The 19,140-nt window shown below is 66.8% G+C and carries 16 protein-coding genes; 6 read left to right on the top strand and 10 right to left on the bottom strand.

Annotated features, from left to right (window positions below; genetic code table 11):
* The first annotated feature begins 123 nt into the window (after positions 1 to 123).
* The 4 genes from glgX to M2282_RS20285 all read left to right on the top strand — a co-directional run bounded on the left by glgX (position 124) and on the right by M2282_RS20285 (position 7,617).
* Positions 124 to 2,205, top strand: coding sequence for a glycogen debranching protein GlgX (gene glgX / locus M2282_RS20300; RefSeq protein WP_280810564.1), 2,082 nt, complete (start codon positions 124 to 126; stop codon positions 2,203 to 2,205).
* Positions 2,206 to 2,296: 91 nt separating this feature from the next.
* Positions 2,297 to 3,595 carry a glucose-1-phosphate adenylyltransferase gene (glgC, locus tag M2282_RS20295; RefSeq protein WP_280810563.1) on the top strand — a complete coding sequence of 433 codons (1,299 nt, stop codon included), beginning with the start codon at positions 2,297 to 2,299 and terminating at the stop codon, positions 3,593 to 3,595.
* Positions 3,596 to 3,612: 17 nt separating this feature from the next.
* Positions 3,613 to 5,088, top strand: a complete 1,476-nt coding sequence (gene glgA, locus M2282_RS20290) for a glycogen synthase GlgA (RefSeq protein ID WP_280810562.1) — start codon at positions 3,613 to 3,615, stop codon at positions 5,086 to 5,088.
* Positions 5,089 to 5,133: 45 nt separating this feature from the next.
* On the top strand, positions 5,134 to 7,617 hold the full coding sequence (locus tag M2282_RS20285; RefSeq protein WP_280810561.1) for a glycogen/starch/alpha-glucan phosphorylase: 2,484 nt from the start codon (positions 5,134 to 5,136) through the stop codon (positions 7,615 to 7,617).
* Between the two features lie 139 nt (positions 7,618 to 7,756).
* On the opposite strand, the gene M2282_RS20280 is transcribed toward M2282_RS20285, so the two are convergent.
* From M2282_RS20280 to M2282_RS20265, 4 genes are all read right to left on the bottom strand, one after another.
* Complete coding sequence (locus tag M2282_RS20280) at positions 7,757 to 8,227, bottom strand: ExbD/TolR family protein (RefSeq protein ID WP_280810560.1); 471 nt, start codon at positions 8,225 to 8,227, stop codon at positions 7,757 to 7,759.
* 13 nt (positions 8,228 to 8,240) lie between these two features.
* Complete coding sequence (locus tag M2282_RS20275; RefSeq protein WP_280810559.1) at positions 8,241 to 8,936, bottom strand: MotA/TolQ/ExbB proton channel family protein; 696 nt, start codon at positions 8,934 to 8,936, stop codon at positions 8,241 to 8,243.
* A gap of 10 nt (positions 8,937 to 8,946) precedes the next feature.
* Positions 8,947 to 9,747: a 4-hydroxy-tetrahydrodipicolinate reductase gene (gene dapB / locus M2282_RS20270; protein ID WP_432422919.1), complete on the bottom strand. Its 801-nt coding sequence runs from the start codon at positions 9,745 to 9,747 to the stop codon at positions 8,947 to 8,949.
* A gap of 145 nt (positions 9,748 to 9,892) precedes the next feature.
* A complete protein-coding gene (locus M2282_RS20265; RefSeq protein ID WP_280810557.1) occupies positions 9,893 to 10,447 on the bottom strand; it encodes an outer membrane protein assembly factor BamE in 555 nt (184 codons plus the stop codon).
* Positions 10,448 to 10,534: 87 nt separating this feature from the next.
* Here M2282_RS20265 and fur point away from each other — a divergent pair, with 87 nt between their 5' ends.
* On the top strand, positions 10,535 to 10,954 hold the full coding sequence (gene fur, locus M2282_RS20260; protein WP_013538901.1) for a ferric iron uptake transcriptional regulator: 420 nt from the start codon (positions 10,535 to 10,537) through the stop codon (positions 10,952 to 10,954).
* A gap of 18 nt (positions 10,955 to 10,972) precedes the next feature.
* Here fur and hprK read toward each other — a convergent pair whose 3' ends face one another.
* The 4 genes from hprK to M2282_RS20240 all read right to left on the bottom strand — a co-directional run bounded on the left by hprK (position 10,973) and on the right by M2282_RS20240 (position 15,457).
* Positions 10,973 to 11,932: an HPr(Ser) kinase/phosphatase gene (gene hprK / locus M2282_RS20255; protein WP_042581319.1), complete on the bottom strand. Its 960-nt coding sequence runs from the start codon at positions 11,930 to 11,932 to the stop codon at positions 10,973 to 10,975.
* Positions 11,933 to 12,027: 95 nt separating this feature from the next.
* The gene (locus M2282_RS20250; RefSeq protein ID WP_126748816.1) at positions 12,028 to 12,495 is read right to left on the bottom strand and encodes a PTS sugar transporter subunit IIA; all 468 of its coding nucleotides are present in this window, start codon (positions 12,493 to 12,495) and stop codon (positions 12,028 to 12,030) included.
* A 201-nt stretch (positions 12,496 to 12,696) separates the two neighbouring features.
* The gene (gene hpf / locus M2282_RS20245) at positions 12,697 to 13,026 is read right to left on the bottom strand and encodes a ribosome hibernation-promoting factor, HPF/YfiA family (RefSeq protein ID WP_013538898.1); all 330 of its coding nucleotides are present in this window, start codon (positions 13,024 to 13,026) and stop codon (positions 12,697 to 12,699) included.
* A gap of 313 nt (positions 13,027 to 13,339) precedes the next feature.
* Entirely contained in the window at positions 13,340 to 15,457 is a 2,118-nt protein-coding gene (locus M2282_RS20240) for an ATP-dependent helicase (protein ID WP_280810556.1), read from the bottom strand.
* Between the two features lie 213 nt (positions 15,458 to 15,670).
* Between M2282_RS20240 and corA the strand changes: the two genes are divergently transcribed.
* Entirely contained in the window at positions 15,671 to 16,657 is a 987-nt protein-coding gene (gene corA / locus M2282_RS20235; RefSeq protein WP_280810555.1) for a magnesium/cobalt transporter CorA, read from the top strand.
* Here the strand turns inward: corA and M2282_RS20230 are convergent.
* Together M2282_RS20230 and M2282_RS20225 are read right to left on the bottom strand one after the other, a co-directional pair.
* Entirely contained in the window at positions 16,650 to 17,414 is a 765-nt protein-coding gene (locus tag M2282_RS20230) for a 5'-methylthioadenosine/adenosylhomocysteine nucleosidase (RefSeq protein WP_280810554.1), read from the bottom strand. The genes corA and M2282_RS20230 overlap by 8 nt on opposite strands.
* A gap of 3 nt (positions 17,415 to 17,417) precedes the next feature.
* A complete protein-coding gene (locus tag M2282_RS20225) occupies positions 17,418 to 19,049 on the bottom strand; it encodes an ABC transporter substrate-binding protein (RefSeq protein ID WP_280810553.1) in 1,632 nt (543 codons plus the stop codon).
* Positions 19,050 to 19,140 lie beyond the last annotated feature (91 nt).

The following is a 19,140-nucleotide window of genomic DNA, read 5'->3' as shown; positions in this document are numbered from 1 at the left end:
GGGTCGCAGACAGTGGGGTCGCCTTTCTTTTGCCTACTTTTCTTTGGCGAAGCAAAGAAAAGTAGGTCGCCCGCCGGGGCGAGACCCGGCCTCGGTAACCAAACCAATCCAGGGCCCAAAGAAATGCTGAGCCCGGGCATTCCATACCCCTTGGGCGCAACCCCGACACCCCAAGGCGTCAACTTCGCAATAGCGGCCCCCAGCGCAGACTCCGTAGAACTCTGCCTCTTCGACAGCACCGGGCAAAACGAGCAGCAACGCCTCCGCCTGCCTGCGTGTACCGATGGCGTCTGGCACGGCCTCCTCCCGGCCGGCCGCGAAGGCCTGGTCTACGGCTACCGCGTCCACGGCCCGTGGGCACCACAAGACGGCCAACGCTTCAATCCCGCCAAGCTGCTGCTCGACCCGTATGCACGCGAGGTCGTCGGCCGCTACGACGGCAGCGACCTGTTCCTCGGCCACAACCCAGCGAACCCCGACCAACGCGACGAGCGAGACAACGGCGCCGTCGCGCTCAAAGCAAGAGTGACGGCGAGCACGAGTGCCCGAACATCGCCCGGCCACGCCTGCATCGCATCCAGCGACCGCGTCCTCTACGAACTGCACGTCCGCGGCCAAACCCAATTGCACCCCGGCGTCCCCGCCGCACTGCGCGGCACCTACGCCGGCCTGGCCGAGCCCGCCGTGCTCGACCACCTTCAGCGCCTGGGCGTCACCACCCTGAGCCTGATGCCCGTGCAGCACCGCGCCGACGAGCAACGCCTGCTCGCCATGGGCCTGGCCAACTACTGGGGCTACAACACGATCGGCTGGTTCGCACCCGAGGCGCGCTACTGGAGCGGCCGCCCCGGCACCACACCCGCGAGCGAGTTCCGCGCGATGGCCGATGCGGTGCATGCGCGCGACATGGAGCTGGTGATCGACGTGGTCTACAACCACAGCGCCGAGAGCGACGAGCTCGGCCCCACGCTTTCGATGCGCGGCATCGACAACGCCCTGTACTACCACCTGCGCGAAGACGACCGCGCGCTCTACGAAAACTGGACCGGCACCGGCAACTGCCTGAACCTCGGCGAGCCCCGCGTGCTGCAGCTGGTGATGGACAGCCTGCGCCACTGGGCCTGCGAGTTCGGCGTCGATGGCTTCCGCTTCGACCTCGCGCCGGTGCTGGGGCGCAACGCACAGACGGGTTTCGATCCGCGCGCGCCCTTCTTCGCGGCCATCGCGCAGGACCCGGTGCTCTCGCGCACGCTGCTGATCGCCGAGCCGTGGGACATCGGCCCCGGTGGCTACCGGCTCGGCGAGTTCCCACCCGGCTGGCTCGAATGGAACGACCGCTACCGCGACACGCAACGCGGCCTCTGGCTGCGGCAAGGGCGCGACGGTGCGGCCGGTCTCGGCGATTTCGCGCACCGCCTCACAGCCTCGAGCACGCAGTTCGCCCACCACGGCCGCGCGCCGGTGGCGAGCGTCAACTTCATCACCGCGCACGATGGTTTCACGCTGCGCGACTTGGTGAGCTACGAAGAGCGGCACAACTTGGCCAACGGGGAGAACAACCGTGACGGCCACGCGCACAACCTGAGCAACAACTGCGGCGTCGAAGGTCCGAGCGACGACGCTGGCGTGCTGGCAAAGCGAAGCCGCCTGCAGCGCGCGCTGCTCGCGGTGCTGCTGCTCTCGCAGGGCACGCCGATGCTGCTGGCCGGCGACGAGTTGGGCCACAGCCAGCAGGGCAACAACAACGCCTACTGCCAGGACAACGAGACCACCTGGCTCGCATGGATCGGCGCAACCGATCCCGCCGGCGACATGACGCGCACGAGCGATTTCGTCGCGCGCCTGGCGGCCTTGCGCCGCGAAGCGCCGGTGCTGCGCAGCACGCGCTGGTGGCCGGCCGATCCGCCCGAAGGCGCAGCCGCCATCCGCTGGCTGCGTCCCGACGGCCAGCCGATGACGCCGGACGACTGGCATGCGGGCACAGCCCTTGCAATCCTCTTCGACAACAGCGCGGCGAGGGAGGACGCGGGCGCATGGCTGGTGCTGGTCAATGCCGGCGCACAGGCGGTGAATTTCACGCTGCCTCCGGGAGACTGGCGCCACTGTCTCTCGACCGATCCCGCGCAGGACCACGACGCCTCACCACAGGCGCTCGGCGATGCGGCGGAGGTGCATTTTTCGAGCATCCGGGTTGCAAGAACGTAGAAGCCATGGGCGCAGCGCGGTGCTAGCCTCGCTGCAGAAACTCTGACGACGCATTCCAACGAACGAACGAACGAACGAACGGAGACACAGGATGGACAACAAGCTCACCACGCAGGAACCCCTGCAGGCCCACCAACTGGTCCGCCGCACCATCGCCCTGGTGCTGGCCGGCGGCCGAGGCTCCCGCCTCAAGCAGCTGACCGACCGGCGGGCCAAGCCGGCCGTGTACTTCGGCGGCAAGTTCCGCATCATCGATTTCGCGCTGTCGAACTGCCTCAATTCCGGCATCCGGCGCATGGCGGTGGTCACGCAGTACAAGTCGCATTCGCTCATGCGCCACCTGCAGCGCGGCTGGAGCTTCCTGCGGGCCGAACTCAACGAGATGGTCGACGTGCTGCCCGCGCAGCAGCGCGTGGGCGACGAGCACTGGTACCGCGGCACGGCCGATGCGGTGTTCCAGAACCTGGACATCATCCAGACCCGCTCCACCAAGCACGACTACGTGGTGGTGCTGGCCGGCGACCACATCTACAAGATGGACTACTCGATCATGGTGAAGGACCATGCCGAGCGCGGCCTGGGCTGCACCGTCGGCTGCATCGAGGTGCCGCGCATGGAGGCCACCGCCTTCGGCGTGATGGCCATCGACGACGGCCGCCAGATCACCGCCTTTCTCGAAAAGCCGGCCGATCCGCCCGCCATGCCCGGCCACCCCGACGTGGCGCTGGCCAGCATGGGCATCTACGTGTTCGACTCCGCCTACCTCTACCAACTGCTCGAGGAAGACGCCGCCAACCCCGATTCGAGCCACGATTTCGGCAAGGACATCATCCCGCGCGCCGTGGCGCAGGGCCGGGCGCTGGCGCATCCCTTCGGGATGTCCTGCGTCACGCGGGCTTCGCGCGGGCCCGATGCCAAGGCCTACTGGCGCGACGTGGGCACGATTGATGCATTCTGGGCAGCCAACCTCGACCTGGCCTCGATCACCCCGGAGCTCGACATCTATGACACCGACTGGCCCATCTGGACCTACCAGCGGCAGCTGCCCCCGGCCAAGTTCGTGCTCGACCGCCACGGGCAGCACGGCATGACGGTCAACACCATCGTCTCGGGCGGCTGCATCGTCTCGGGCTCCAAGGTGAGCAGCTCGGTGCTGTTCTCGGGCGTGCGCATCCATTCCTTCTGCGAGATCAACGAGGCCGTGCTTCTGCCCGACGTGGAAGTGGGCCGCGGCGCCCGGCTCAGCAAGGTGGTGATCGACCGCGGCTGTGTGATTCCCGACGACATGGTGATCGGCGAAGACGCCGCCGCCGACGCCGCCCGCTTCGAGCGCACCGAGACCGGCGTGGTGCTGGTCACCCGCGAGATGCTCAAGCGATTGACGGCCTGACGCCGCCGCCACGAACGATGCGAATCCTCCAGGTCAGCGCCGAACTATTCCCCCTCCTCAAGACCGGCGGCCTGGCGGACATCGCCGGCGCCCTGCCCCTGGCGCTCATGGCCGAGGGGGAGGACGCGCGGGTGCTGCTGCCGGGCTTTCCGGCCATCGTGGCCGGGGTGCGCGATCTCGCGCCGGTGGCCGATTTCACGGCGCCCTGGGGCGAGCGCTTCGGCCTGCGTGCCGGACACATCGCCATCGACGGCGCGCCTCCCATTTCCGCCTACGTGATCGATGCGCCGGCCCTCTACGACCGGCCCGGCAATCCCTACGAAGACACGGCGCGCCAGCCGTACGCCGACAACCACCGGCGCTTCGCGCTGCTCGGCTGGGCTGCGGCGCAACTCGCACAGGGGCTGGACCCGGCATGGCAGCCCGAGGTCGTGCATGCGCACGACTGGCATGCGGCGCTGGCGCCCGCCTACATCGCCTTTGCACGGCGGGCCGGCCAACCGCGAGTGGGCACTGTTTTCACGGTGCACAACCTGGCCTATCAGGGTATCTTCGCGCCCTGGAATTTCACCGACCTGGGTCTGCCGGGCCCCGCCTTCCACATGAACGGGCTCGAATACCACGGCCAGGTCTCTTACATGAAGGCCGGCCTGTACTTCGCCGACCAGCTCACCACGGTGAGCCCGACCTACGCGCTCGAAATCCAGACGCCCGAGCAGGGCTGCGGCCTGGACGGCCTGCTGCGCCAGCGCAGCGGTGTGCTCACCGGCATCCTCAACGCGGTGGACGACAAGGTCTGGAACCCGGCCTCCGACGCCGCGCTGGTGCAGGGCTATCACACGCCCGAAGGTCGTCACATGGCGGGCAAGGCCCGCTGCAAGGCGGTGCTGCAGCATCAGCTCGGGCTGGCTGAACGGCCGGACGCGCCGCTTTTCATCCTGGTGAGCCGGCTCACCGAGCAGAAGGGCCTGCACCTGGTGCTGGGCGGCCTGAACGCGCTGCTGGCCCAGGGCGGACAACTCGCGCTACTGGGCAGCGGCGAGGCCTGGCTCGAAGAGGCCTTCCGCCAGCGCGCGGCCGCGGCGCCGGAGTCGGTCAGCGTCACCATCGGCTACAACGAGGCGCTCGCGCACCAGCTCTTCGGCGCGGGCGACGTGACGCTGGTGCCATCGCTCTTCGAGCCCTGCGGCCTCACGCAGATGTACGGCCTGAAATACGGCAGCCTGCCGTTGGTGCGCCGCGTGGGCGGGCTGGCCGACACGGTGGTCGACAGCACGCTGGAAGACATGGCGAGCGGCGAGGCCACCGGCTTCGTGTTCGACCGCTTCGACGGCGCCGACTACGAACGGGCCCTGCGCCGCGCCTTCGCGCTCTATGACCGCGCGCCCGACTGGCGCCGCGTGCGCGGCCATGCGATGCGGCGGCCGGCCGACTGGGCCACCGCCGCCGCGCAGTACATCGACGTTTACCGGCAAGCCTTGGGCACCCCCTGACCCTTGCACGGCCAACACAACACCACCCACACCGAAACACCCACCATGACGATCAAAGACTTCGCCTACGACCACCCCGACCGCGACGTCGCGGCCTTCAAGCGCGCCGTGGCCAACAAGCTGATCTACGCGGTCGGCAAGGACCCGGTCGCCGCCAGCCAGGATGACTGGCTCAATGCCACCTCGCAGGCCGTGCGCGACCAGTTGGTCGAGCGCTGGATGATGACCACGCGCGCCAACTATGCGCAGGACCTGAAGCGCGTCTACTACCTCTCGATGGAGTTCCTGATCGGGCGCACCTTCACCAACGCGCTGCTCGCGGTCGACCTCTACGACACGGTGCGCGACGCCCTGGCCGACTTCGGCGTCGACATGTCGGCGCTGGCCGAGCGCGAGCCCGACGCGGCGCTGGGCAACGGCGGCCTCGGCCGGCTCGCGGCCTGCTTTCTCGACTCGATGGCCACGCTCGGCGTGCCGGGCATGGGCTACGGCATCCGCTACGAATACGGCATGTTCCGCCAGCGCATCGTCGACGGGCAGCAGGTGGAAACACCCGACTACTGGCTCACGCGCGGCAATCCCTGGGAGTTCCAGCGGCCCGAGGTGAACTACCGCGTGTGCTTCGGCGGCCATGTGCAAAAGCGCGAGGGCCTGAACGCACCCTATGGCGCGGCCGACTGGGTCGACACGCACGACGTGCTGGCCGTGGCCTACGACACCATCATTCCCGGCTACGGCACGCAGGCCACGAACACGCTGCGGCTGTGGTCGGCGCGCGCCACCGAGGAGATCGACCTCTCGGCCTTCAACCGCGGCAACTACATGGGCGCGGTGGAGAGCAAGAACCAGTCGGAGAACGTCTCGCGCGTGCTCTACCCCGACGACTCCACGCCCTCGGGCCGCGAGCTGCGGCTGCACCAGGAATACTTCTTCTGCAGCGCCAGCGTGCAGGACCTGCTGCGCCGTTACCTGCGCAGCCACAAGAGCTTCGACCAGCTGGCGGACAAGGTCAGCATCCACCTGAACGACACGCACCCGGTGCTCGCGGTGCCCGAGCTCATGCGCCTCCTGCTCGACGAGCATGGCCTGGCGTGGGACGAGGCCTGGGCGCACACGCAGAAGGTGTTCAGCTACACCAACCACACGCTGATGCACGAGGCGCTGGAGACCTGGCCGGTGGAGATGCTCGGGCGCATCCTGCCGCGGCACCTGCAGATCATCTACGACATGAACGCGAAGTTCCTCGCCACCGTGGCGCAGAAAGTCGGCAATGACGTGGAGCTGATGCGCCGGCTCTCGCTGGTGGACGAGGCGGGCGAGCGTCGCGTGCGCATGGCGTACGTGGCGGTGCTGGCGAGCCACTCGATCAACGGGGTCTCGGGCCTGCATTCGGAGCTCATGAAGCAATCGATCTTTGCCGACTTCGACAAGATCTTTCCCGAGCGCTTCAACAACAAGACCAACGGCGTCACGCCGCGCCGCTGGCTGGCGCAGGCCAACCCGCCGTTGGCGGCGCTGCTCGACCAGCGCATCGGCAAGGGCTGGCGGCGCGACCTGTCGCAGCTCGAAGCACTCAAGCCCATGGCGGCACAGCCCGCCTTCGTGCGCGCCTTCCGCCACGCCAAGCGCGAGAACAAGCTGAGGCTGGCCAACTGGGTCGGGGAGCACCTGAAGATCGACCTGGACACCGACGCGATGTTCGACGTGCAGGTCAAGCGCATCCACGAATACAAGCGGCAGCTGCTCAATGTGCTGCACGTGGTGGCGCGCTACCACCGCATCCTGGACGCGCAGGCAGCCGGCACGCCCATCGACATCGTGCCGCGCGTGGTCGTGTTCGCGGGCAAGGCGGCGTCGGCGTACGTGATGGCCAAGCTGGTGATCCGGCTCATCAACGACGTGGCCGCCACCGTCAATGCCGATGCGCGCGTGGGCAAGCTGCTGAAGGTGGTGTTCCTGCCGAACTACAGCGTGAGCCTGGCCGAGATCATCATGCCGGCGGCCGACCTGTCGGAGCAGATTTCGACCGCGGGCACGGAAGCCTCGGGCACCGGCAACATGAAGTTCGCGCTCAACGGCGCGCTCACCATCGGCACGCTGGATGGCGCCAATGTGGAGATGCGCGAGAACGTGGGGCCGGAGAACATCTTCATTTTCGGCAACACGACGCCGGAGGTGGCCGACATCCGTGCCCGCGGCTACCAGCCGCGCGAGGTCTACGAAGACAACGCGGAACTCAAGCGCGTGCTCGACGCGATCCGCGACGGCGCGTTCTCGCCGGGCGAGCCCTCGCGCTACCAGGGCATCTACGACGCGCTGGTGAACTGGGGCGACCACTATCTGCTGCTGGCCGACTACGCGAGCTATGTCGCGAAGCAGGCCGAGGTCGACGCGCTGTACCGCGATTCGGATGCGTGGACGCGGATGGCGATTCTCAATGTGGCGGGGATGGGGGCGTTTTCGTCGGACCGCACGATTGCGCAGTACGCGCACGAGATCTGGCACACGAAGCCCGTGGTGCTGGGCTGAGGTTTCGTTCGGTATTTCTCCCTCCCCTCCCGGGGGAGGGTGGGGTGGGGGCACGGCGGCGCATCAATCGGCGCGGCTTGTCGAACGCCGCTTGCCCCCATCCCAACCTTCCCCCGGGAGGGGAAGGAGCAAGACGGGATCAGCGCGGCTTTTGGAGAGCCGCTTCGGCCTCTGTCACGAACCCGATACGGCTCAACCCCGCCTTGTTCGCAATCCCCATCAGCGCCACCATCTTGCCGTAAGGCACGGTCTGGTCGGCGCGCAATTGCACTTCGGTGTCCTTGCTGTCCGCGGCCGCCTTCTCGAGCTGGGTTGCCAGCTCTTCATCGGTCACGGGTTTGTCGTTCAGGAAGACCTTGCCCGAGGCATCGACCGAGAGGCTGACAAATTTGGGCGTGTCGTTGGGCTGGCCCGCATCGGTCTGCGGCAGGTCGAGCTTGATCGAGCTGGCCATCAGCGGCGCCGTGATGATGAAGATCACCAGCAGCACCAGCATCACGTCGACCAGCGGCGTGACGTTGATGTCCGAGAGCGGCCGCTGTCCGCCGGCCCCCATGGCGCGCCCGCCGCCGGTGGCGCTGCTGCCTAGCGAAGAGCGACCGAAGGCCATGGCGTGCGCGCCTTCAGACCGGCATCGGCCGTGCGGGCGGCGGCGCGGCGGGTGCCGGTGCGTCGCCGAAGCTGCCGAGCAGGTCGTGCGCGAAGCCCTCGAGCTCGGCTTCGATGCGGCCGATGACGCGGCCGAACACGTTGTAGGCCAGCACGGCCGGAATGGCGACCGCCAAGCCGAAGGCGGTCATGACGAGCGCCTCGCCGACGGGGCCGGCCACCTTGTCGATGGTGAAGCCGCCGGTCTGGCCCGCGATGCCCGTCAGCGCGCCGTAGATGCCCCAGACCGTGCCCAGCAGGCCGACGAAAGGGGCCGTGGCGCCGACCGTTGCAAGAAGAATCTGGCCAGCCTGCAAGCGCCGCAATGCAGCGTGCAACGCATCGCGCAGGGCCCGCGTGAGGCGCTGGTTGCGGTCGCCCGTGGCGCCGAGCGTTCCGTTGACGTTGAAGGCTGCCGCGTCCTTGATGGCGACAACCGCCGGCAGCACCAGCGAAGCGCGGTCGAATGCCTTGAGCTTCTGCTCGGCATCGGTAAGCGTGGCCGACTGCCAGAACGCCGCGATGCTGCGCAGCACGTCACGCGTGCCGCCGCGCAGGAGCCACGCCTTCCAGAGGATCACGACCCAGCTCGCGATCGACATCGCCAGCAGCAGCGCCGCCACCGAACGGCTGACGCCGTCGCCATGGGTCAGCAGTTCGAGGACGCTCATCGGGGTGTCCTCAGCGCAGGCCCAGCACGTCGTACATGTCGAACAGGCCGGACTTCTGGTCGGCCAGGAAGCGCACCGCACGCAGCGCGCCCTGCGCGTAGGTCACGCGGCTGGAGGACTTGTGCGTGATCTCGATGCGCTCGCCGATGCCGGCGAACAGCACGGTGTGGTCGCCCACGATGTCGCCGCCGCGGATGGCCGAGAAGCCGATGGTCGAAGGATCGCGTTCGCCGGTGATGCCTTCGCGGGCATAGACGGCGCAGTCCTTCAGGTCGCGGCCCAGCGCGTCGGCGATGACTTCGCCCATCTTGAGCGCGGTGCCCGAGGGCGCATCGACCTTGTGACGGTGGTGGGCTTCGATGATCTCGATGTCGTAGCCGGTCGACATCGCCTTGGCAGCCATTTCGAGCAGCTTGAAGGTGACGTTGACGCCCACGCTCATGTTCGGCGCCAGCATGATGGCCACGTCTTTCGCGATCTCGGCGATCTCGGCCTTCTGCGCATCGCTGAAGCCCGTGGTGCCGATGACCGCCTGCACGCCGAGTTCGCGGCAGACCGCCAGGTGCGCAAGCGTGCCTTCGGGGCGGGTGAAGTCGATGAGCACCTGCGCATCCTGGAGGCCCGTGCGCAGGTCGGCCACGATGGGCACGCCGCTCGTGAAGCCCAGGAAGGCCGCGGCGTCGGCGCCGATGGCCTCGCTGCCGGCGATGTCGAGCGCGCCGGCCAGCCGGCAGTCGGGCGCATTGCGCACGGCCTCGATTAGCATGTGGCCCATGCGGCCCGAAGCGCCGGCGATGGCGATGCGGCGCAGCGCGGGGGTGGCGGAGAGGGAGGAAGAGGAGGTAGGTTCGGTCACGCGGATTCAGTCTTCAAGATGGCCCGCAGGCCACTGGAACCAAGAAGGGCACCGGACGGACGCCGCCTGACTCGGCGGGCGCCGCCCGCTCCTGTTGCGCTCAGCGCGCAGCTTCGAGCGGAGGGTAAGCCGCCGGCAGCGGAGGCACGGAGGCCGATGCGGCGGCGTCGGCTTTCTCGTCCTTGGCCGGCGCGAATTTCTTGAGCTCGTCTTCGGTGGCCTCGAGCTGGGGCACCTTGCCGGATTTCTTGCGGGTGTCGAGCGTGGCGACGAATTCTTCTTCGCTGGGCATCTGGTCGCCTTCGAAGCGGTCCATCAACTCGCCGTTGAAGTAAACCGTCAGGCGGCGCTCCTGCGGATCGACGCCCTGGCGGCGGATGGTGAAGACGTAGTCCCAGCGGTTGGCGTGGAAGACATCGTTCAGCAGCGAAGTACCGAGGATTTCACGCACCTGCTGGCGGGACATGCCGGGCTTGAGCGCCGCGACCTGTTCCTTCGACACGAAGTTGCCCTGCACCACTTCGACCTTGTAGGGCGTGACCGCGGACAGCGCGCCACGCGTGCGATCGCTGAAACCGCTGCAGGCACCGAGGCAGAGCGTCGCGGCAACGGCAGCAACCAGCAGCCAGGGACGGCGTTGGAGAATGGCATGCATGGGAGGAAAAGGGGGTAGCGATATGATCGGTCATTGTAGCGGCTGACCTTTTCAGGACCTGACCGCGCACAGGGTGCAGGAACCATCATGGCCAATATCGACGAACTCAAGAACACCGGCCTCAAGGCCACCTTGCCACGCCTGAAGATCCTGGAAATCTTCCAGACCGGCAGCCAGCGGCACATGACGGCCGAAGACGTGTTTCGCGTCCTGCTCAACGAACACTCCGACATCGGATTGGCCACGGTGTACCGCGTGCTGACGCAGTTCGAGCAGGCCGGCATCCTGGAGCGCAGCCACTTCGAGAGCGGCAAGGCGGTCTACGAGCTCAACGAAGGCACGCACCACGACCACCTGATCTGCACCTCCTGCGGCAAGGTCGAGGAGTTCTACGACGCCGAGATCGAGCGCCGCCAGCAGATGATCTCCAAGGACAAGGGCTGGATCCTGCAGGACCACGCCATGTCGCTCTACGGCCTCTGCGGCGACTGTGTAAAGAAGCGCTGAGCAGCCGAAAAGCCGGCCTCAGTCGCTGTCGCGGCCGTTTTCCATCGCCTTGTGGTGGCGCGCCACGAAATCGGCATAGGTGTCGATGCCGCGCAGCTGCAGGATCGAATTGCGCACGGCCGCCTCGACCAGCACGGCGATGTTTCGCCCCGCCACCACCTGGATGATGACCTTGCGCACCGGAATGCCCAGCACGTCCTGCGTGAGCGGCGCCGAGGGCATGCGCTCGTAGTCGCGCTCGAAGCTGTCGCGCCGCACCAGGTGCACGATGAGCTTCAGGCGCATCTTCCGGCGCACCGCCGTCTCGCCGAAGATCGCGCGGATGTCCAGGAGGCCAATGCCGCGCACTTCCAGCAGGTTGAGCAGCAGGTCGGGGCAGCGCCCTTCGATGGTGTTCTGGTTGATGCGGTACAGATCGACCGCGTCGTCGGCCACCAGGCCGTTGCCGCGCGAGATCAGTTCGAGGCCGAGCTCGCTTTTCCCGAGCCCCGACTCGCCCGTGATCATCACGCCCATGCCCAGGATGTCCATGAACACGCCGTGCATCGAGGTGCGCTCGGCGAAGTGCTTGGACAGGTAGGCGCGCAGCAGGTCGATCACGAAGGCCGACGACTCGCGCGTGGCAAAGAGCGGCAGCTGGGCGCGCTCGCAGATCGACAGCAGCTCGTCGGGCGCGGCCTGGCCGTCGGCCAGCACCAGCATCGGCGGCTCCAGCGTCACGATGCGGGCGATGCGCCGTGCGCAGTCTTCGGGGCTGCCGCGCGTGAGGTAGGCGACCTCGCGGGCGCCCAGGATCTGCACGCGGTACGGGTGGATGTAGTTGAGGTAGCCGACCAGGTCGGCGGCCGACTGGGCGCGGCTGATGACTTCGGGGTCGAACTGGCGCTCTGAAGCGCCGAGCCCTGCGAGCCATTCCCAGCGGAGCGACCCGCGGAACTCCTCGAACATGGCATCGGCGCTGATGACGGTCGGCTTCATGCGTTCAGGAGACGGCGCTCGGCGCCGTCATTGGAGTGATGAGTGACAGGGGTGCCGCGCAGCTTATCAGCAGCCACGCGCGCCGACGCATGCGCTCAGGCGACTTGCGTGGACTGCCAGCCGGCGATCAGGCCGTGCAGGGCGGCGGCGTCGGTGCTGGACTTGATCTGCTCGCGCAGGCCGGCGTCGCTCAGCAGTTCGGCGATTTCCGAGAGGATTTCGAGGTGCTTCTGCGTGGCCGCTTCGGGGACCAGCAGGAAGATCAGGAGGCCGACGGGCTGCTCGTCCGGGGCATCGAAACCGATCGGGTTCGCCAGCTGGAACACCGCGGCCATCGGCGCCTTGAGGCCCTTGATGCGGCCATGCGGAATCGCAACGCCGTGGCCGAGGCCGGTGGAGCCGAGGCGCTCGCGCGCAAACAGGCTGTCGGTGATCAGGGCGCGTCCCAGGCCATGAAGGCTTTCGAACAGAAGGCCAGCTTCTTCGAAAGCACGTTTCTTGCTGGTAGCGTCAACGCTCACAAGCACTTGGGCGGGCGGCAGGATGGACGCGAGGCGATTCATGGTGGTGGCAGAGCGGGCGCGATTATGCACCCGCTTGGTAAAAACCCCCAGTCCCCTTATCTACTTTCTGGTTACATGTGTTGCCCTGAGGCCTCGCCGCCCTTGGCGAACCCCGCCAAAGCCCCCTGACAACGGTCGGAAAAACAAAAGGCCGCCCGGAGGCGGCCTGTGGTGCGAGCCCGAGGGGGCCTCGCCCTGTGCTCACATCACGCGCTTGGGCGCCACGTGATGGTGGTCCTGCAGGCGGTCCTTGTGGCGCACCACCTGGCGGTCGAGCTTGTCGACCAGCTCATCGACCGCAGCGTAGAGATCAGCGTGGCTCGACTCCGCGAACATGTCATTGCCCTTGACGTGAATGTTGCACTCCGCCCTTTGGCGGCGTTCCTTTTCCTTCTGCTTTTCCACCGTGAGGATCACCTTCACATCGACCACCTGGTCGAAATGCCGTGTGATCCGGTCCAGCTTGCTCGTGACGTAGGTGCGCAAGGCAGGGGTGACGTCGAGGTGATGACCGCTGATCGTCAAATTCATGAATGACCTCCTGAGAATTGACGGTTGGGGAAATGGCCCCGCTCCGGAATGAAGCGTGGCCGGCGAAACAGGTGTGGTTTTCGAGGGAGAGGGGAGGAAGGAAGAGAAAAAGGGGCGTTCGATTCACTATGCCCAAGCTGTCACGGTATTGCAATACCCGGCTTCTCCGGGTGGCAAGGGGGCCCGCAGGCTGCTTCAATCCGCTATTGATTCCATAGCTGCCCACACATGCCCGCCCAACGTTGCGGCTCTTTGCTAGCAAGTGTTAGCACACGGCTGCCCTGGTGACCCTGCCAGCCGAAGGGCCAGCCGTTCAGCGCCAGGCCGCGCGCATGCGGTTGCGCAGGTCGATCACCGCGGTGGGCGGCGGCACCGCGGGCGGACGCACCGGCGGTGGCGGCCAGGTCTGCTGCTCGAAGCCCGCAAGATCCGATTCGGTGATGAAGCGCGTGCGGTTGGCATAGAGATGCCGATCGCCCCGCACCGCCTGCTGCGTGACATAGAAGCGCTGCGGCACCAGCAAATGCAGGTGGTCGCGGGCCCGCGTCATCGCCACATAGAGCAGGCGCCGTTCTTCCTCAAGTTCGTGCGCGCCCTGCGCCACGTCGGCCGGCAGGCAGCCATCCACCACGTTGAGCACATGCACCGAGTTCCACTCCTGCCCCTTGGCCGAATGGATGGTGGAGAGGATCAGGTAGTCCTCGTCGAGCAGCGGCGGACCGGGGCGGTCGCTCGTGGCTTCGGGCGGATCGAGCGTGAGCTCGGTCAGGAAGCGCTCGCGCGAGCCGTAGCCCGCGGCGAGGCGCACCAGTTGCTCCACGTCCTGGCGCCGCACGCCGGAGGTGTCGTCGTACAGGCGCTCCAGGTGCGGCAGGTACCAGTCCATCGCCAGCTCCACATCGGCCGGCCATGTCAGCGACGGTGCGCGCAAGGCGGCGTAGGTTTCGGCAAAGCCTGCCCACTGTTCGCGGGCTGCGGGCGGCGGCACGAAGTCGCGCACGGCCACGGCCGGGTCCGCCGCCTGGTCCATTGCATCGAGCAACCGCGTGCCGGTGACGGGTCCGATGCCGGGGATGAGTTGCGTGACGCGAAACCCGGCCATGCGCCCGCGCGGGTTCTGCGCGAAGCGCAGCACCGCAAGCAGGTCCTTCACATGCGAGGCCTCCAGAAACTTGAGCCCGCCGAACTTCACGAACGGGATGTTGCGGCGCGCCAGTTCCAGTTCGAGCGCCGCGCTGTGCGAGGAGGTGCGAAACAGCACCGCCTGCGACTTGAGCGCCAGGCCGCCCTCGCGGTGCGCCAGCACCTTGTCGGCCACCCAGCGCGCCTGCCCTGCTTCGTCGGGCACCAGCACCAGTTGAGGCTTGCCGGCGGAGGGCTTGTCGGTCCAGAGCGTCTTGGCATGCCGCTCGGCCGCCTGCGCGATGACCCGGTTCGACACATCGAGGATGGGCTGCGTCGAGCGGTAGTTGCGCTCCAGCGTGACGACCCGCGCCTCCTGGCTGAACTGGGCCGGAAAGTCGAGGATGTTGCGCACCGTCGCGCCGCGGAACGAGTAGATCGATTGCGCGTCGTCCCCCACCACCGTGACGCCGCGCCCGTCGGGCTTCATCGCGAGAAGGATCGAGGCCTGCAGCAGGTTGGTGTCCTGGTACTCGTCGACCAGCACATGGTCGAAGCACCCGCCCACAGCCTCGGCCAGCGCGGGCTCGGCGACCATCCCGGCCCAGTAGAGCAGCAGGTCGTCGTAGTCGAGCACGTTCTGCTGCTGCTTGGCCTCGACGTAGGCGCCGAACAGCGTCTTGAGTCGGGCCTCCCATTCGCCGCACCACGGAAAGGCCTCCTTCAGCACCTCGGCCACCGGGGCGCGCGTGTTCACGCAGCGGGAGTAGATCGACAGGCACGTGCCCTTGCGCGGGAAGCGGTTCACCGTCGACGACAGCCCCAGTTCGTGGCGCACCAGCCCCATCAGGTCTTCGGCATCGCCGCGGTCGTGGATGGTGAAGTTCTCGTCGAGGCCGATCTGCGCCGCGTATTCGCGCAGCAAGCGTGCCCCGATGCCGTGAAAGGTGCCGGCCCATGGCAACGCGGGCGGCCGCTCCGATTTCAGGCCGAGCACCTTGGCCAGCACCTGGCCCGCGCGGCGCTCCATTTCCTGCGCGGCGCGGCGCGAGAAGGTCAGCAGCAGCAGCCGCTGCGGATCGACCCCGTCCGCGATCAGGTGCGCCACGCGGTGCGCCAGCGTGCTGGTCTTGCCGGAGCCGGCACCTGCGATCACCAGCAGCGGGCGGCGATCGTTCGCCACCGCAGCGCCGACGCCGTGCTCGACCGCCGCGCGCTGGTCGTCGTTGAGCGTGGCCAGCGCCGCGGCCAGGCGTTCGGCCTGGGTCTTCGGCGCAGAGGAAATGACGGGGGGCGCAGCGGTCTGCATGGCGCACGACTGTACTGTATGAACGTCCAGCCCGGGCGCCTTGCGGCCATGTGGCCGGTGACATAATCGCGCCTCGCTGCAACCGGAGACTCCTCAATGGAAACCGCCCCGTCTCGGCAGCTTTCAACTCCCTTCTGACGCCCCGCGCCGGGCCTGGGAATTGAAAGCGCCCCTCCCCCGCCCAACGTTTCAGTCATCCCCGGGAGTGAGCCCATGCTCAACATCTTTACGCTCGCCAACGGCCGCCTCGTCCAGGAAGAGATCGAGTCGCTCGAAGAGCTCTCCAAGTTCCAGCCGATCTGGGTCGACCTCGAATCGCCCACGCTCGAGGAAAAGCGCTGGATCAAGCAGTACTACGGCCTCTCGATTCCCGAAGATGCGATGGACGAGGACATCGAGGAATCCGCCCGCTTCTACGAGGAAGACAACGGCGAACTGCACATCCGCTCCGACTTCCTGATCGACGACGACGAGGATCCGCGCTCGGTGCGCGTCGCCTTCATCCTCAACCAGCACAACACCGAGCTGCGCAGCCGCGGCGTGCTGTTCTCGATCCACGATGAAGACGTGCCCGTGTTCCGCCTCCTGCGCATGCGCGCGCGCCGCGCGCCGGGGCTCATCGAGGACGCGAAAGAGGTGCTTCTGAAGCTCTTCGACGCCGACGCCGAATACTCGGCCGACACGCTGGAGAACATCTACGATGAGCTCGAGGTGGCCGGCAAGAAGGTGCTCGAAGGCAACGTCAGCGACGAGCTGGCCGGCGAAGTGCTCGGCGCCATCGCGCGGCAGGAAGACTTGAACGGCCGCATCCGCCGCAACGTGATGGACACGCGCCGCGCGGTCAGCTTCATGATGCGCAGCAAGATGCTCAACGCCGAGCAGTTCGAGGAAGCGCGGCAGATCCTGCGCGACATCGAGTCGCTGGACAACCACACGGCGTTCCTCTTCGACAAGATCAACTTCCTGATGGATGCGACCGTCGGTTTCATCAACATCAACCAGAACAAGACCATCAAGATCTTCTCGGTGGCGAGCGTGGCGCTCTTGCCGCCCACGCTGATCGCGAGCATCTACGGCATGAACTTCAAGTTCATGCCCGAGCTCGACTGGGCCATGGGCTATCCGTATGCCATCGTGCTGATGGCGGCGAGCGCGCTGGTGCCGATGTGGTACTTCCGCCGGCGCGGCTGGCTCAAGTAGCCGGCTGCCGCGAGAGCCACGCGCCGATCAGCGCGAGGCTGTAGCGGCTCGCGACCTCGGCGACAAAGCGCGCGAAGTCGCCATGGGCTGCGTCATCGGCGCGGTCCGAAATGGTCCGCATCGCCGCGAAGGGCACGCCGTAGTCGTGACACACCTGCGCCACCGCGGCGCCTTCCATTTCCACCGCGAGCGCATCGGGCAAGTTGCGGCGCAGCACTTCGCTTTCGGCAGCGGCCGACACAAAGCGGTCGCCGCTGATCAGCAAGCCGCGATGCACCTTTGGCGAACGAAGGCCGAATTCATCGACGGCGCCCTGCCCCACCAGCGCCACCGGATCGCGCAGCGCCTCTTCGGCCACAGCCGCCAGCGAATCGCTGATCGCAGCGTCAGCCGCGAAACGCGAAATGCCCATCAAGGGCACTTCGTATTTCGGAAAAAGCGGCGAGGCATCCATGTCGTGTTGAAGCAGTTCGGTCGCCACGACCACATCGCCGACATCCACGCCCGGTGCGAGCCCGCCCGCGACACCGCTGAACACGATGGCCCGCACGCCGAAGCGCTCGAGCAGCACCGTGGCCGTCACCGCCGCCGCGACCTTGCCGATGCGCGACAGCACCGCGACCACGGGCTGGCCCTGCAGATGGCCGACCCAGAAGTCGCGCCCGGCGACGCGCACGCGCTGCTCGTCGGGCATCTGCGCGAGGAGCGCCTTCAGCTCCTCGTGCATCGCCGCGACGATGGCGATGGGCGCAGCCACCGCTTACTTGATGTCCACGCCGTAGAAGGTGTGGCGGCCGAAGGGGCTCAGCTTGAAGTCGATCACTTCCTTGCGCACCGGCTTGAGCTGCACAGCGTGCGCGATGGTGAACCACGGCGCCTGCTCCTTGAAGATGACTTGCGCCTTCTTGTAGAGCGCATCGCGGTCGGCCTGCTTCACCGTGCTCTTGGCCTTCACCACGATGTCTTCATACGGCTGGTAGCAGAACTTCGAGATGTTGCTGCCGCTTGCCGACTTGGCCGAGGCGCAGCCCAGCAGCGTGTACATGAAGTTGTCCGGGTCGCCGTTGTCGCCGGTCCAGCCCAGCATGCCCATCTGGTGCTCGCCGGCCTGCAGGCGCTTGCGGTACTCGCCCCACTCGAAGCTCTTGATCTCGGCCTTGACGTTGATCTTGGCGAGGTCCGCCTGCATCAGCTCGGCGATGCGCTTGGCGTTCGGGTTGTACGGACGCTGTACCGGCATGGCCCACAGGTCGGTCGAGAAACCGTCGGGGAAACCGGCCTGCGCCAGGAGCTTCTTTGCGGCTTCGGGGTCGTACGGATCGTCTTTCACCGCATCGTTGTAGGACCACATGGTCGGCGGGATCGGGTTCTTCGCCGCAACGCCCGTCGAGAGGTACACGCCGTCGATGATCGCCTTCTTGTTGATTGCCATGTTGATGGCCTTGCGCACGCGCACGTCGTCGAAGGGCTTCTTCGTCGTGTTGTACGAGAGGTAGCCCACGTTCAGGCCGGGCTGCTCCAGCACCTGCACGTTCGGGTCCTTGCGGATCGCATCCAGGTCGGCCGGGTTCGGGTACGGCATCACGTGGCATTCGCCCTTCTGCAGCTTGGCCCAACGCACCGAGGCATCGGGCGTGATCGCGAACACCAAGTCGTCGATCTTCGCCTTGCCGCCCCAGTACTGCGGGAAGGCCTTGAAGCGGATGATCGCGTCCTTCTGGTACTGCACGAGGTAGAACGGGCCGGTGCCGATCGGGTCCTGGTCGACCTTCTCGGGCGTACCGGCCTTCAGCATGGCGATGGCGTATTCCTTCGACTGGATGCCCGCGTACTGCATCGCCAGGTTGGCGAGGAAAGGTGCCTCGGCCTGGTTGAGCGTGATCTTCACGGTGAAGTCGTCGATGCGGTCCACCGACTTCAGGAGCTTGGGCATGCCCATGTCGTTGAAGTACGAGTGGTTCTGGCTCGTGACCTTGAAGAAGGGGTCGCTCTCCTTCCACTGCCGCTCGAGCATGAAGATGAAGTCATCCGCGTTGAAGTCGCGCGTGGGCTTGAAGCTCTTGCTCGTGGTGTGCCACTTCACACCCTTGCGCAGGTGGAAGGTGTAGACCGTGCCGTCGGCCGAGATGTCCCATTTTTCAGCCAGGCCCGGTGTGACCTTGGTACCGCCGCGCTCGAATTCGACGATGGTGTTGTAGACCTGCGTGGTCACGTCGAACGACGTGCCAGTGGTGTTCATGCCCGGATAGAAATTCTCCGGGCTTCCTTCGGAGCAATACACCAGCGTCTTGGCCGACACGGCACCCGCAGCCAGGGTAAGGGCCGCAAACGCTGTCGGTGCCAGGAGCGCCAGCATTCGTGAGCGGCGCGAAACGGAGGGTTGGGTCTTCATGGGGACTCCTTCAGACACGGTTGAGAAAAAACGAGACTTGCTCAGAGGCTGAGAGGCAATTCGGCGTGACCGAGCAGTTCCCGCAAAGGGC

Origin of the sequence: Variovorax boronicumulans, assembly GCF_029892485.1 — a bacterium.
Taxonomy (GTDB): Bacteria; Pseudomonadota; Gammaproteobacteria; order Burkholderiales; family Burkholderiaceae_C; genus Variovorax; species Variovorax boronicumulans_B.
This window is presented reverse-complemented; position numbering and strand designations above follow the sequence as displayed.

Coding starts and splice junctions, on each gene's coding strand:
- glgC (WP_280810563.1), top strand. CDS start 2,297: ATGGACAACAAGCTCACCACGCAGGAACCCCTGCAGGCCCACCAACTG.
- corA (WP_280810555.1), top strand. CDS start 15,671: ATGCTCAACATCTTTACGCTCGCCAACGGCCGCCTCGTCCAGGAAGAG.
- M2282_RS20265 (WP_280810557.1), bottom strand. CDS start 10,447: ATGCATGCCATTCTCCAACGCCGTCCCTGGCTGCTGGTTGCTGCCGTT.
- M2282_RS20250 (WP_126748816.1), bottom strand. CDS start 12,495: ATGAATCGCCTCGCGTCCATCCTGCCGCCCGCCCAAGTGCTTGTGAGC.
- M2282_RS20285 (WP_280810561.1), top strand. CDS start 5,134: ATGACGATCAAAGACTTCGCCTACGACCACCCCGACCGCGACGTCGCG.
- M2282_RS20225 (WP_280810553.1), bottom strand. CDS start 19,049: ATGAAGACCCAACCCTCCGTTTCGCGCCGCTCACGAATGCTGGCGCTC.
- fur (WP_013538901.1), top strand. CDS start 10,535: ATGGCCAATATCGACGAACTCAAGAACACCGGCCTCAAGGCCACCTTG.
- hprK (WP_042581319.1), bottom strand. CDS start 11,932: ATGAAGCCGACCGTCATCAGCGCCGATGCCATGTTCGAGGAGTTCCGC.
- M2282_RS20280 (WP_280810560.1), bottom strand. CDS start 8,227: ATGGCCTTCGGTCGCTCTTCGCTAGGCAGCAGCGCCACCGGCGGCGGG.
- glgX (WP_280810564.1), top strand. CDS start 124: ATGCTGAGCCCGGGCATTCCATACCCCTTGGGCGCAACCCCGACACCC.
- M2282_RS20240 (WP_280810556.1), bottom strand. CDS start 15,457: ATGCAGACCGCTGCGCCCCCCGTCATTTCCTCTGCGCCGAAGACCCAG.
- hpf (WP_013538898.1), bottom strand. CDS start 13,026: ATGAATTTGACGATCAGCGGTCATCACCTCGACGTCACCCCTGCCTTG.
- glgA (WP_280810562.1), top strand. CDS start 3,613: ATGCGAATCCTCCAGGTCAGCGCCGAACTATTCCCCCTCCTCAAGACC.
- M2282_RS20275 (WP_280810559.1), bottom strand. CDS start 8,936: ATGAGCGTCCTCGAACTGCTGACCCATGGCGACGGCGTCAGCCGTTCG.